The sequence below is a fragment of the Thiohalobacter sp. genome (genome assembly GCF_027000115.1).
In the GTDB taxonomy this organism is placed as follows: domain Bacteria; phylum Pseudomonadota; class Gammaproteobacteria; order Thiohalobacterales; family Thiohalobacteraceae; genus JALTON01.
Genome location: NZ_JALTON010000032.1, coordinates 12,634 through 25,034, shown reverse-complemented (window position 1 = coordinate 25,034; position 12,401 = coordinate 12,634). Strand labels below are relative to the sequence as shown.

Annotated in this window: 15 protein-coding genes, 1 other RNA gene and 2 riboswitches; of the genes, 7 read left to right on the top strand and 9 right to left on the bottom strand. The window is 68.5% G+C overall.

Features of this window, described 5'->3' with window-relative positions:
• Nucleotides 1-27: 27 nt before the first annotated feature.
• The 7 genes from gcvH to MVF76_RS05005 form a co-directional block, all read right to left on the bottom strand.
• Nucleotides 28-423 (bottom strand): glycine cleavage system protein GcvH, encoded by a 396-nt coding sequence (gene gcvH / locus MVF76_RS05035; RefSeq protein WP_297527702.1) that lies wholly within the window; start codon nt 421-423, stop codon nt 28-30.
• 22 nt (nt 424-445) lie between these two features.
• Entirely contained in the window at nt 446-1,549 is a 1,104-nt protein-coding gene (gcvT, locus tag MVF76_RS05030; protein ID WP_297527701.1) for a glycine cleavage system aminomethyltransferase GcvT, read from the bottom strand.
• A gap of 92 nt (nt 1,550-1,641) precedes the next feature.
• A riboswitch (glycine riboswitch) is annotated at nt 1,642-1,758 on the bottom strand.
• A gap of 1 nt (nt 1,759) precedes the next feature.
• Nucleotides 1,760-1,856: riboswitch (glycine riboswitch) on the bottom strand.
• A 50-nt stretch (nt 1,857-1,906) separates the two neighbouring features.
• Complete coding sequence (locus MVF76_RS05025) at nt 1,907-2,521, bottom strand: nitroreductase family protein (RefSeq protein WP_297527700.1); 615 nt, start codon at nt 2,519-2,521, stop codon at nt 1,907-1,909.
• Nucleotides 2,522-2,621: 100 nt separating this feature from the next.
• The gene (locus tag MVF76_RS05020) at nt 2,622-3,875 is read right to left on the bottom strand and encodes a UbiH/UbiF/VisC/COQ6 family ubiquinone biosynthesis hydroxylase (RefSeq protein WP_297527699.1); all 1,254 of its coding nucleotides are present in this window, start codon (nt 3,873-3,875) and stop codon (nt 2,622-2,624) included.
• The gene (gene ubiH / locus MVF76_RS05015) at nt 3,872-5,107 is read right to left on the bottom strand and encodes a 2-octaprenyl-6-methoxyphenyl hydroxylase (RefSeq protein ID WP_297527698.1); all 1,236 of its coding nucleotides are present in this window, start codon (nt 5,105-5,107) and stop codon (nt 3,872-3,874) included. The genes MVF76_RS05020 and ubiH overlap by 4 nt, the downstream gene beginning before the upstream one ends.
• Nucleotides 5,104-6,414 (bottom strand): Xaa-Pro aminopeptidase, encoded by a 1,311-nt coding sequence (gene pepP, locus MVF76_RS05010; RefSeq protein WP_297527697.1) that lies wholly within the window; start codon nt 6,412-6,414, stop codon nt 5,104-5,106. Before pepP ends, ubiH begins: the two co-directional genes overlap by 4 nt.
• A 53-nt stretch (nt 6,415-6,467) precedes the next feature.
• A complete protein-coding gene (locus MVF76_RS05005; protein ID WP_297527696.1) occupies nt 6,468-7,034 on the bottom strand; it encodes a UPF0149 family protein in 567 nt (188 codons plus the stop codon).
• 123 nt (nt 7,035-7,157) lie between these two features.
• Between MVF76_RS05005 and MVF76_RS05000 the strand changes: the two genes are divergently transcribed.
• From MVF76_RS05000 to MVF76_RS04980, 5 genes are all read left to right on the top strand, one after another.
• Entirely contained in the window at nt 7,158-7,367 is a 210-nt protein-coding gene (locus tag MVF76_RS05000) for a TIGR02449 family protein (protein WP_297527695.1), read from the top strand.
• On the top strand, nt 7,364-7,678 hold the full coding sequence (locus tag MVF76_RS04995; RefSeq protein WP_297527694.1) for a cell division protein ZapA: 315 nt from the start codon (nt 7,364-7,366) through the stop codon (nt 7,676-7,678). Before MVF76_RS05000 ends, MVF76_RS04995 begins: the two co-directional genes overlap by 4 nt.
• Nucleotides 7,679-7,714: 36 nt before the next feature.
• Nucleotides 7,715-7,896: non-coding RNA, 6S RNA (ssrS, locus tag MVF76_RS04990), on the top strand.
• Between the two features lie 49 nt (nt 7,897-7,945).
• On the top strand, nt 7,946-8,542 hold the full coding sequence (locus tag MVF76_RS04985) for a 5-formyltetrahydrofolate cyclo-ligase (RefSeq protein WP_297527693.1): 597 nt from the start codon (nt 7,946-7,948) through the stop codon (nt 8,540-8,542).
• A 24-nt stretch (nt 8,543-8,566) separates the two neighbouring features.
• Entirely contained in the window at nt 8,567-9,025 is a 459-nt protein-coding gene (locus MVF76_RS04980) for an EVE domain-containing protein (protein ID WP_297527692.1), read from the top strand.
• 72 nt (nt 9,026-9,097) lie between these two features.
• Here the strand turns inward: MVF76_RS04980 and MVF76_RS04975 are convergent, their stop codons facing one another.
• A complete protein-coding gene (locus MVF76_RS04975; RefSeq protein ID WP_297527691.1) occupies nt 9,098-9,697 on the bottom strand; it encodes a hypothetical protein in 600 nt (199 codons plus the stop codon).
• A gap of 64 nt (nt 9,698-9,761) precedes the next feature.
• A complete protein-coding gene (ilvA, locus tag MVF76_RS04970; protein ID WP_297527690.1) occupies nt 9,762-11,282 on the bottom strand; it encodes a threonine ammonia-lyase, biosynthetic in 1,521 nt (506 codons plus the stop codon).
• Between the two features lie 92 nt (nt 11,283-11,374).
• On the opposite strand from ilvA, the gene rpiA reads away from it, so the two are divergent.
• On the top strand, nt 11,375-12,031 hold the full coding sequence (gene rpiA, locus MVF76_RS04965) for a ribose-5-phosphate isomerase RpiA (protein WP_297527689.1): 657 nt from the start codon (nt 11,375-11,377) through the stop codon (nt 12,029-12,031).
• A gap of 56 nt (nt 12,032-12,087) precedes the next feature.
• Nucleotides 12,088-12,288: a DUF2905 domain-containing protein gene (locus tag MVF76_RS04960; protein WP_297527688.1), complete on the top strand. Its 201-nt coding sequence runs from the start codon at nt 12,088-12,090 to the stop codon at nt 12,286-12,288.
• Nucleotides 12,289-12,401: the final 113 nt, after the last annotated feature.

The following is a 12,401-nucleotide window of genomic DNA, read 5'->3' as shown; positions in this document are numbered from 1 at the left end:
TGTCGGTTTCGTCCGGTAATGCGGGCCTCAGTGCGCCTCGCTTTCGATGAAGGCCTTGTAACCCTCGGCATCCAGCAGGCCGTCGAGTTCACCGGCATCGGCCGGCTTCATGCGCAGCAGCCAGCCGTCGCCATAGGCATCCTGGTTGACCAGTTCGGGGGCATCGGCAAGCTGGGCGTTGACCTCGGTGATCTCGCCGCCAACGGGACAGTACACGTCCGAGGCCGCCTTGACCGACTCCACCACGGCACAGGCATCCCCCGCGCCATAGCTGGCACCCACCTCGGGCAGCTCGACATAGACCATGTCGCCGAGCTGGTCCTGGGCATGGTCGGTAATGCCGACGGTGACGCTGCCATCGTCTTCCACCCGCACCCACTCGTGGCTGCGGCTGTACCTGAGTTCAGCGGGGATCTCGCTCATGACTCGAATCTCTCCAGTGTGTTCAAACGGAAACCAGTGCCTTGCCGTGGCGCACGAAGGGCGGCCTGACGATGCGTGCCGGTACCCTGCGGCCGCGCAGGTCGACCTCGATGCGCTCGCCCGCGAAGGCCGCCGGCAGCCGGGCCAGGGCGATGGCCGTGCCCAGCGTGGGCGAGAAGCTGCCGCTGGTGATCTCGCCGGGGCCGGCGTCGGTCTGCAGCGGCTGGTGGTTGCGCAGCACGCCCTTGCCCTCCAGCACCAGGCCGACGAAGCGCCAGGGCACGCCGGCCTCGCGCTGGGCCTCGAGCGCGGCGCGGCCGACAAAGTCGCGATCCGCCGGCTCCCAGGCCACCGTCCAGCCCAGCCCGGATTCCAGCGGCGTGGTGTCCTCGGTCATGTCCGTGCCGTAGAGGTTCATGCCCGCCTCCAGGCGCAGGGTGTCGCGCGCCCCCAGGCCGATGGGTCGCACGCCGGCATCGGCCAGCGCCTTCCAGAAGCGCTCGGCATCGTTCGCCGGCAGCATCACCTCGAAGCCGTCCTCGCCGGTATAGCCGGTGCGGGCCACGAACCAGGCATCGGGGTCGGGTCCGCCGGCAACGGCATAGAAGGGACGCAGCTCGCGGGCCGCATCGCGCAGGGTGGCCGGCAGGCAGTCCAGGGTACGCTCACGGGCGCTGGGTCCCTGGACGGCGATCATGGCCAGCCCGGGGCGCTCGGTGACGCTGACGCCGAAGGGTTCGGCCTGCGCCCGCAGCCAGGCGAGATCCTTGTCGCGGGTGGCGGCATTGACCACCATGCGGAAACGGGTGTCGTCGAGCCGGTAGACGATGAGGTCGTCGATCACGCCGCCGCGCTCGTTGAGCATGCAGCTGTACAGCGCCTTGCCCGGCTCGCGCAGGCGATCGACGTCATTGGCCAGCAGGTGGCGGAGGCAGTCGCGTACCCGCTCGCCGGCGAGGTCCACCACCGTCATGTGCGAGACATCGAACATGCCGGCGTCGCGGCGCACCGCATGGTGTTCCTCGATCTGGGAACCGTAGTGGATGGGCATGTCCCAGCCGGCGAAGTCCACCATGCGCGCACCGGCGCGGACGTGGGCATCGTGCAGGGGGGTGTGCTGGCTCATGCGGGTCTCCGGAGTTCGCTGCCTGCCGCGTCGAACCGATGACGACGACGGGATACCGGTCCGCCACGGCCTCTGCCGCGACATCGGACCACCGTCGCCCCTCTGTCCGAAAAGCCGCCCCACCTGCGCGGCTTCAACCTGAGAGTTTCGGCCCTGACCGGGCCTGGCCCCTTCGGTGGGTCGCACCCGCGACCGCTCTCCAGAGTCGACGTGCCCGCGGCGGTCCTTGTGCCTGAGCGTTTCCGGGCGAGTTGCGCCTTCGGCGTTCCTCCGGCCTGGGCCGGGGACCCTCTCCCGCAGCGGGATGTGCGTCGAGGGAGCGACTATAACCGCTGCCCCCGGGCAAGCCAAGCCCGTTCAGTCGTCCGCGGGAAAGCGGTCCTCGAACACCACCTCGTCCGCGGACAGCCGGCCGCCGCGGGGCCAGACCGGCTCGCGCTGGCGGCCGATGGCCACGATCAGGCCGATCACATGGTCCTCCGGCAGGGCGATCAGCTCGCCCACCCGCTCGAAGTCGAAGCCGTCCATGGGGCAGGTGTCATAGCCCAGCGCCTGTGCCGCCAGCATCAGGTTCATGGCCGCCAGCCCGCAGGAGCGCATGGCCTCGTCGCGCTCCATGTCCGGGCGACCGCGGTAGAAGTCCTGCATGGAACGCACGATCAGCTCGCGGAACGCCGCCGGCGCATGCGCCCAGTAACGCTCCGGCTGGCGCTTCCAGGCCTTGAGGTCGGCGCAGATCACCACCAGCAGGCTGGCCTCGGTCATCTGGGCCTGATCCCAGGCCGCAGCGCGGATGCCGGCCCGGATCTCGGGATCGCGCACCTTGACGAAGCGCCAGTTCTGCATGTTGAAGGCCGTGGGTGCCAGCCGCGCGGCATCCAGCATGCGCCGCTCGTCCTCGGGACGGATCTTGGCCTCCGGGTCGAACAGCTTGACGGCACGGCGTTTTTCTATGGCTTCGAATACGTTCATGGAGGGGTTCTTTTGTCGGGAGCTGTCATTTCGCGAGCAGGCAGGACTCAGTGCGGGATACAAGATCCAAGGGGCAAGATACAAGCGGGTGGTCGCGAACTCACTTGTATCCTGCCTCTTGCATCTTGCCTCTGTGGTATCGCGCATCCGCCATCCGCGGCAGGTCACCGGCGAGCCCCATGGCCTGGCGCATGAGCGGGGTCTTCAGCGGGCCGGCGCGATCGACCAGGCCCAGGCCCAGGTTGCGCGCGCCCGCGAGCAGGGGGTTGCGGCTGCCGAACAGGCGCTTGAAGCCGTCCATGGCCCACATCATGGCGAGGTTGTCGCCCCGCCGCCAGCGCTCGTAGCGACGCAGGCCGTGCAGGCGCCCCGGATCGCGGCGCCGGCGGCGGGTGTCGGCCACGATCTCGGCCAGTGCGGCCGCGTCCAGCAGGCCGAGATTGACGCCCTGGCCGGCCAGCGGATGAATGACATGGGCGGCGTCGCCGACCAGCGCGATCCGCTCGGCGACATAGTGCTCGGCATGCTGGCGGGCCAGCGGGAAGGCGACCCGTTCGCCGACCGCGGTGATGGCACCCAGCCGATGCTCGAAGGCCGCCCCCAGCCGTTCGGCGAAGCTCGCCTCGTCGAGCGCCAGCAGCACCTCGGCGTCCTCGGGCGTGGTCGACCAGACGATGGAACAACGGCCCCGCCGCAGCGGCAGGAAGGCCAGCGGCCCGGTGGGCAGGAAGCGCTGCCAGGCCGTGGCCTGGTGCGGGCGCTCGGTCTCCACCACGCAGACGATGGCCTGCTGGCGGTAGTCGTGGGCGTCGACGCCGATGCCGGCGAGCTGGCGTACCCGCGACGCGCGGCCGTCGGCGCCGACCAGCAGGGTCGCCTCCCGCCAGCGGCCGTCGTCGAGCCGCACGCGGACGGCATCCGGCTCGCGGGCCAGATCCGTGACCCGGGCGGGCCGCTCGACTGTCAACGCCTCGCTGCGCTGCGCCAGCCCCTCCAGCGCCCGCACGATCACCCGTTCCTCGATGATGTGCCCCAGCACCGGCTCGCCGATGTCGGCGGCATCGAAGCGGATCTCGCCGCCACCGCCGGCATCCCACACCTGCATGCGCTCGTAGGGGCAGGCGCCCGCGTCGAGGATCTCGTCCCAGATCCCGAGGTGTTCGAAGATGGCCTGGGAGGCGCGGCTGATGGCGTACACCCGCAGGTCGACGCTGTCCGCGGCCCAGGGGCCACGCGGCGGCTGCGCCTCGATCAGGGTGGTGGCCACCCCCGCCTGCGCCAGGGCACAGGCCAGGGTGCCGCCGACACAGCCGCCGCCGGCGACCAGCACCTCGCTGCGCGAGAGCGCACTCACGCGCACACCTCGCCCAGCGGCAGGCCGCGGGCCAGGCGCGGCAGGCGGCCGGCGCGGCCCATGGCCAGCCGCCCGAAGCCCCGCTTGGCGACCGGCAGCAGGTCAAGCGCCAGCATGCCCAGATCACGCGCGCAGGCCACCGGCGGCAGCGGATTGGCGAACAGGCGGTTGAGGCCATCGGTGAAGGCGACCACCCGGCGCTGGTCGGCCTGGCGCCAGCGCGCATAGCGCGCCAGCACCTCCGGCGCGCCGGGGTCCTCGCCGGCGCGGCGCGCCTCGGCCAGCACCTCGGCCAGGGCCGCGACGTCGCGCAGCCCGAGGTTGAAACCCTGGCCGGCAATGGGATGCAGGGTGTGCGCGGCATTGCCGATCAGCGCCAGCCGCGGCCCCAGTGCCGCCTTCGCGCGCACCAGCCGCAGGGGATAGGCGCTGCGCCGGCCGACCCGCTCCAGCCGCCCCAGCCGCTGGCCGAAGCGCGCCTGCAGGCCATCCAGAAAGGCCGCATCGTCCAGCGCCATCACCGCCTCCACCCGGTCGGCCGGCACCGTCCACACCAGCGCGCAGCGCCCCTGGCTCATCGGCAGCAGGGCCACCGGGCCGGTGTCGGTGAAGCGTTCGTAGGCGACGCCTTCGTGCGGCAGCTGCGGCGTGACGTTGGCGATCACGGCACTCTGGCCATAGTCCCATTCGGTGGTGGCGATACCGAGCTGGTCGCGCAGTGCCGAGCGGGTACCGTCGGCGGCCACCACCAGCCGCGCCTCGATCGTCTGCGTGCCGCCGCCGGTGTCCAGGGTCAGCCGCGCGCCCTCGCCGTCGACGCCGAAGTCCGCCACCCGGGCCGGGGCAAACAGGGTGACCTCATCCAGATCCGCGAGGCGTTCCAGCAGCACCGCACCCAGGTCGCGCGCCAGCGCCACCTGGCCCAGCGCCGGCACGCCCTCGTCGGCGGCGTCCAGGCGCACGAAGCCGAAGCGACCCCGGTCGGAAACATGGATGCGGCGGATGGGGGTGGCGGCATCGGCCAGCGCCGGCCACAGGCCCATGCCCGCGAAGATGCGCTGCGAGCCGGCGGCCAGCGCGATGCCCCGGTCGTCATAGCCGGGCAGGTCCGCAACCTTCAGCGGCTGCGCCTCGACCAGCGCCATGCGCAGCCCCTGGCCGGCCAGCGCGCACACCAGGCTGGCACCCACCAGCCCGCCGCCGACCACCACCAGGTCGAAACGCTCGCTCATGCCTCGCCCGCCATCAGCGCCTCGATGGCGTCCGGGTCCTTGGGCACGCCGTCGCTCAACACCTCGCAGCCGTCGCGGGTCACCGCCACGTCGTCCTCGATGCGGATGCCGATACCCCACCACTTCTTCGCCACGCCCTTGCTGCCGGGCGGGATGTAGAGGCCGGGCTCGACGGTGAGCACCATGCCCGGCTCCAGCACCCGCCACTGGTCGCCGACCTTGTAGTCGCCGACATCGTGCACGTCCATGCCCAGCCAGTGCCCGGTGCGGTGCATGTAGAAGCGCCGGTAGGCTTCCTTGCGGATGAGCGTGGCCGGATCGCCCTTGAGCAGGCCCAGCTTCACCAGGCCGCGGGTGAGCACGCGCACTGCCGCCTTGTGGGGATCGTTCCAGTGGTTGCCGGGACGAACCTTGGCGATGGCGGCCTTCTGCGCCGCCAGCACCAGTTCGTACAATGCCCGCTGGGGCTTGCTGAAACGGCCGTTGACCGGAAAGGTGCGGGTGATGTCCGAGGCATAACAGTCCAGTTCGGCACCGGCATCGATCAGCAGCAGGTCGCCGTCGCGCAGTTCGGCGCTGTTCTCGGTGTAGTGCAGGATGCAGGCGTTCTCGCCGCCGCCGACGATGGGCGGATAGGCATGCTCGCAGCCGGCGCGGCGAAAGGCCCAGGCGAACTCGGCCTCGATCTCGTGTTCCATCATGCCGGGACGACAGACCTGCATGGCCCGGCAGTGGGCAGCGGCGCTGATGCGCGCGGCCTTGCGCATGACCCGCAGCTCGGCCGCGCTCTTGTACAGCCGCATGTCGTGCACCAGGTGTTCCAGCGCGATGAACTCGTCCGGCGTGCGCTGGCCGGCGCGGGCACCGCCGCGCAGGCGATTGATCCAGCCGATCAGCTTCTGGTCGAACTCGGGCTGCACGCCCATGGTATAGAACACCCGGTCACGCCCCTCGAGCATGCCGGGCAGGATGTCGTCGATGTCGGTGACGGGAAAGGCGTCGTCGGCGCCGTAGCGCTCGATGGCGCCCTCGGGGCCGGCCCGGCGGCCGGTCCAGGTCTCGCGCTCCGGGTCGCGGTCGCGGCAAAAGAGCACGCACTCGCCCTCCCTGCGCCCGGGCATGAGGACCAGCACGGCCTGCGGCTCGGGAAAGCCGGTGAGGTAATAGAAGTCGCTGTCCGGGCGGAAGGGATATTCCACGTCGCGGTTGCGGATGTGCTCGGGGGCGGTGGGCAGGATGGCGATCGCATCCTTGCCCATCATCCGCATCAGCTGACGCCGGCGGCGCGCGAATTCCTTGATATTCATCGAGAGACTGGCCTGAACCGAAGGATGCGGGAGATGATGCCGCGCGGCCCCGGCTACTGCAAATGCCGGGGCGCGGTCAGCGGCTGCAGCGTCTCGCAGAGGAAGAAGACGCCGACACGAACATACTCGGCGATCTCGGCATAGGCCTGTTCGTCGGCCTCGTCACCGCTCTCCCCTTCCAGCCCGGCGCGCGCGATCTCGCCGAGATCACGCAACAGGTCGCGGACTTCCTCGGCCTGGACCCTGTCCTCGGACACGCCACCCAGCCCGAGTCCGGCGAGGAAGGCCTCGCACCAGGCACCCAGTGCCTCGGCCCGGTCGCCCAGCGGGGCCTCGTCGGCGGGCAGGAGCAGACGGAAGTTGAGTTCGCCGTCGAACAGGGCATTGCGAATGCCCTCGGCCAGCCGGCGCAGGGTCTTGTCGGCCTGCTGCACCGCGACATTGCGGCTGTCGAAGTCGTCGCCGAACACCTCCGGCTGCCACTGCGCCGGTTCGATTCGACCGGAGGCGCAGAACAGGCCGCACATCAGCGCCTGGGTTTCGGCGGCATCGAGGTCGGCGCCGGCGCGGCCGAGCGTGGCCTCGAGATCTTCGTAGCTGGGCTGGGTGGTTTCCGACATGGCGGACCTCGAACAGCAGGAAAACGCCCGGGAGGGCGGGCGCATTATCGCACAGACCGCGGATTGACCGGCCGCAGGGTGCGATCTATAGTGGTGCGCATGGCCAAGGACACCGCACAACAGATGGCAGAACAGGAACTTAAGCGCCTGGAGGTGCGTATCGACGAACTCATTCGCACCGTCGAGCGCCTCAAGGAAGAGAACCGTTCCCTGCGCGCCCAACAACAGATGCTCACCTCCGAACGCGCCCAGCTCATCGAACGCAACGAGCTGGCCCGCTCCCGGGTGGAGGCCATGATCAACCGCCTCAAGGCCATGGAGCAGAGCGCATGAGCAGCAAGCCGCGCGGGGTCACCATCCGCATCCTCGAAAAGGAATACCAGGTCGCCTGCGAGGACGACGAGCGTGACGCCCTGCTGGCTTCCGCGGAACTGCTCAACAGCCGCATGCGCGAGATCCGCGACAGCAGCAAGGCCGTGGGCATGGACCGCATCTGCGTCATCGCCGCCCTCAACATGGCCCACGAACTGCTCCAGCACCAGAACCGCAAGAACGACTACCAGCAGACCATCAGCGCCCGCATCCGCAGCATCCAGGAAAAGATCGAGATGGCCCTGAACAAGGGCAACCAGCTCGAATTCTGAACCCTGTCCCCCCGCTTCCGGTATACTGTCCACAGGCACCTTCTGGCCTGCAGGTCAGCGGCCCTGTAATCCTTGAGCCGACAATCGTCGACCTTGGGGGTCATCCCGCGTCGCCCGTGTGCATGACCGCGCGAACGGTAAGCCTGACGGCGGCGGGGCCACTCCCACCTGAACCCACGGTTCAAGGTCGATCGCCGCAACGGCAGGGTGGAGGGTGCCACCTGTTTCCGACGCCACCATCGATGCGACCCTGCCCGTGACTGCCCCATGACCGACCGCGCCCGACTGCGCCGCGAACTGCGCGCCCGGCGCCGGACCCTGCCGGCGCATGAGCGCCGCGCCCTGGCCGAGCGCATGGCCCGCCATGTCGCCCACGACCGGCGTTTTCGCAATGCCCGCCATGTCGCGGTCTATCTCGCCGCCGACGGCGAAATGGACCCCGGACCGCTGATCCTGCGCGCGCGGGCCATGGGCAAGGCACTGTATCTGCCGGTCCTGCTGCCGGCCGGCGCCAACCGGCTCTGGTTCGCGCCCTGGCGGGAGGACGAGCCGCTGGTCCCCAACCGCTTCGGCATCCCCGAACCCGCCCGCGCCGCCCGCACCCGAATACCACCGCAGCGCCTGGACCTGGTGCTGACACCGCTGGTGGCCTTCGATGCCCGGGGCCACCGGCTGGGCATGGGCGGCGGCTACTACGACCGCACCTTCGCCCACCTGCTGCGGCACCGGCACTTCCTGCGCCCGCGCCTGATCGGGCTCGCCTACGGCTTCCAGCGCCAGCCCGCCCTGCCGGCGCAGCCCTGGGATGTGCCGCTCGCCGCAATCGCCACCGAGGAAGGCATCCTCGATGTACGCAACGACTGATCAACCACCGATGGACCTGACATCATGAACTACTGGCTGATGAAATCCGAACCCGATGTCTTCGGCATCGATGACCTGAAACAGGCGCCCGGCAAGCGCGACCACTGGGACGGCGTGCGCAACTACCAGGCGCGCAACATGATGCGCGACCAGATGAAGAAGGGCGACCTGGTGTTCTTCTACCACTCCAACTGTGACGAGCCCGGCATCGTCGGCATCATGAAAGTGGTGCGGGAAGGCTACCCGGATCACACTGCCTTCGATCCGAGCGAAAAGTACTACGACCCCAAGAGCGACCCGGACAACCCGCGCTGGTACATGGTGGACGTGCAGTATGTGCGCAAGCTCAAGCGCAACATCCCGCTGTCCGAGCTGAAGACCTACGATGAGCTGGCGGACATGCCGCTGGTGCGCAAGGGCAACCGCCTGTCGATCATGCCGGTCACGCCGGAACAGTGGTCGTTCATCCTGTCGCTGGAGTAACGCGGCGGCGTCTCGGGCAGCCCGGCTGCAAGTCCGCCATCATCCGCAGCCCCTGGTGTAGACAATGCGGCTTCAGGGCATATCTCTCAGAGCCTTGTAGTCGATGGCCTCGGCATAGGCCTTGAGGTCCTCCAGCGCCGCACCCTGCCCCTCTATGGTAACCAGGAACCTCCCGTCCACGACGATATTGATTTCACCGGAGCTGTCGCCGTCCTCGTACTGAACGATGGCCCTCTGGCGCTTGATGCGCTCCAGCCTGCCACCCCCGGAGGCGGCGAACATGGGGTTGGTCAACATCGCCATCATGCCCTGCATGAGCGGCGAGTCGGTGACGATACGCACCGTCACGCTGGCATTGCCCTTGCGGTACTCGCGCTCCGCGGTCACGCCGCCACCGAACACGGCGGCACCGGCTGCCTGCGAGGACGAATCCTCGGCCTGCCAACCCGCCAGAGGCTCGGGCAACAAGGCTTCAAGGGTCTGGCCCTTCTTCTGCTGGATGAGTTGCACCGCGTAATTGAGGCTCTCCACGGCATCCCTGAACGCCCCCTCCTTGTAGAGTTCCAGAGCTTCCTTTATGGATTCCTCCACATCGTCCGCCCGGGCGGACACGGAAGCTGACAGCAGGCCGGCAACCAGCAGGGCGGACATCATTGTCTTGGTCGTGAACATTCCGATTCTCCTCTGCCGTTCAGGAAGCACACCGGGACGCCCTGGTGCAATATGCGGGCTGGCGTCAGCCGCCACCGAGGAACAGGGCATAGGCCGGATTGTCGGCTTCATTCCAATACATATAGCCGAGCTCGTCCAGGAAACGCTGAAACCCGGCACGATCCGCCGGCGGCACCTGGATGCCGGCCAGCACCCGTCCATAGGCGGCGCCGTGATTGCGATAATGGAACAGGCTGATGTTCCATTTCGCGCCGATGGCGGTCAGAAACCCGAGCAGGGCGCCGGGCCGCTCCGGGAATTCGAAACGGTAGAGCAGCTCGTTCTCCAGCCCCGGCGCGTGGCCGCCCACCAGGTGGCGGACGTGCAGCTTGGCGAGTTCGTTGTCCGTCATGTCCACCACCGGATAGCCCTCTTGCCGAAGACGCTCGATGATCGCGAGCCGTTCCTCGTCACCGCCCGTCAGCTCCACGCCGGCGAACACATGCGCCTCGCTGGTATCGGCGTAGCGGTAATTGAACTCGGTGATACTGCGCTGGCCGAGGGCCTTGCAGAAACGCCGGAAGCTGCCCGGCCGCTCGGGGATGGTGACGGCCAGCAGCGCCTCGCGCCGCTCGCCCAGCTCGGCCCGCTCGGCCACATGGCGCAGGCGGTCGAAATTGATGTTAGCGCCGCTGTTGATGGCCACCAGATCGGCGTCGCGCAGGCCCTTCGCCTCGACGTACTTCTTGAGACCTGCCACAGAGAGCGCGCCCGCCGGCTCGACGATGGAACGGGTGTCGTCATAGATGTCCTTGATGGCCGCGCAGATCTCGTCGGTACTGACCAGGATGACCTCGTCCACGAACTTGCGCGCCATGCTGAAGGTCTCCTTCCCCACCCTGCGCACCGCGGCGCCATCGGCGAAGATACCGACCTGCTTGAGGGCGACGCGCCGCTTGCGCGCGAGCGCCGTATACAGGCTTGGGGCATCGTCCGGCTCCACGCCGATCACCCGTATGCCGGGCCGCAGGGCCTTGACGTAGGCGGCAACGCCCGCGATCAGCCCGCCGCCGCCCACGGGCACGAAGATGGCGTGCAGGTCGCCCGTGAACTGGCGCAGGATCTCCATGCCCACGGTGCCCTGGCCCGCGATCACCAGAGGATCGTCGAAGGGATGGATAAATACCATGCCCCTGTCCTCGGCGAGCTTTCGGGCGTGCTCGTAGGCCTCGTCGTAGCTGTCGCCGTGCAGCACGATGCGCGCACCCAGGGCCCGCACCGAGGCCACCTTGATCTGCGGCGTGGTCCTGGGCATCACGATCAAGGCCTTGACGCCGCGACGGCTGGCGCCCAGCGCCACACCCTGGGCGTGGTTGCCGGCCGAGGCCGCGATCACGCCGCGTTCGCATTCTTCGGCATCGAGGTGGGCGATCTTGTTGTAGGCACCGCGCAGCTTGAAGGAAAAGACCGGCTGCAGATCCTCGCGCTTCATCCAGATGCGGTTGCCGCAACGCCCGGACAGCAGCGGCGCCCGCTCCAGCGGCGTCTCCCGCGCCACATCGTAGACGCGCGCGTTCAGGATCATCTTCAGGTATCGTTCCGGCATCCTGCCGATGATAGCAGTTTATCGGTTTTTCCTCCTCACTCCTCACCCGTAGTATCATCTGCCGCAAACAAGACAACGACGGAGGCATCCCAATGAACCAGGACGAACTCAAGCGGCAGGTGGCCGAGGCGGCGCTGGAATACGTGGTGCCCGGCACCATCATCGGGGTCGGTACCGGCTCCACGGCCAACATGTTCATCGACGCCCTGGCCCGCATCAAGGGCAAGATCGAGGGCACGGTGGCAAGCTCGGTGGCCAGCGCGGAACGGCTCAAGCGCCATGGCATCCCGGTCCTGGACCTCAACGACGCCGGCGAGCTGTCGGTCTATATCGACGGGGCCGATGAGTCCAACAGGCATCTTCACCTGATCAAGGGCGGCGGTGGCGCGCTGACCCGGGAGAAGATCGTCGCCGCCGCCTCGGAAAAGTTCGTGTGCATCGCCGACCAGTCCAAGCTGGTGGACGTGCTGGGCGCCTTCCCGCTGCCCATCGAGGTCATCCCCATGGCCCGCGGCCTCGTGGCCCGCGAGCTGGTCAAGCGCGGCGGCCGACCGGTGCTGCGCGAGGGCTTCACCACGGACAACGGCAACATCATCCTGGACGTGCATGACCTGGAAATCATGGAACCGGCGAAGCTGGAGGATGAACTGAACAACATTCCCGGCATCGTCACCGTCGGCATCTTCGCCCTGCGCCCCGCCGACGTGCTGCTGCTGGGCACCGCCGAGGGCGTGAAGGTGATGACCTGAGCGGCATTGTCGCCGGGCGTGCCGCATCGGACGTCGACTGACCCGGGTATGACGCCATGTCCCGTTGGCTGATCGTTGCAGGCATCGTTCTGGTCGTCCTCGGCCTGCTCTGGCCCTGGATCTCCAGGCTCGGTCTCGGCCGGCTACCCGGCGACATTGTCATCGAGCGCGACGGCTTTCATTTCTACTTTCCCGTCACCACCGCCATCCTCGTCAGCCTGGTACTCAACCTGATCATCTGGCTGCTGCGCCGGTAGCCGTGTACCCGGGCCTCGGCAACACAACACAAAGGTCGCCGGGACGCTGGGGGCACGAAGGATGAAGAGCCCTGAGCCCGCGCCCTCACGTGGACGCGGTACCTTTGCCGGTG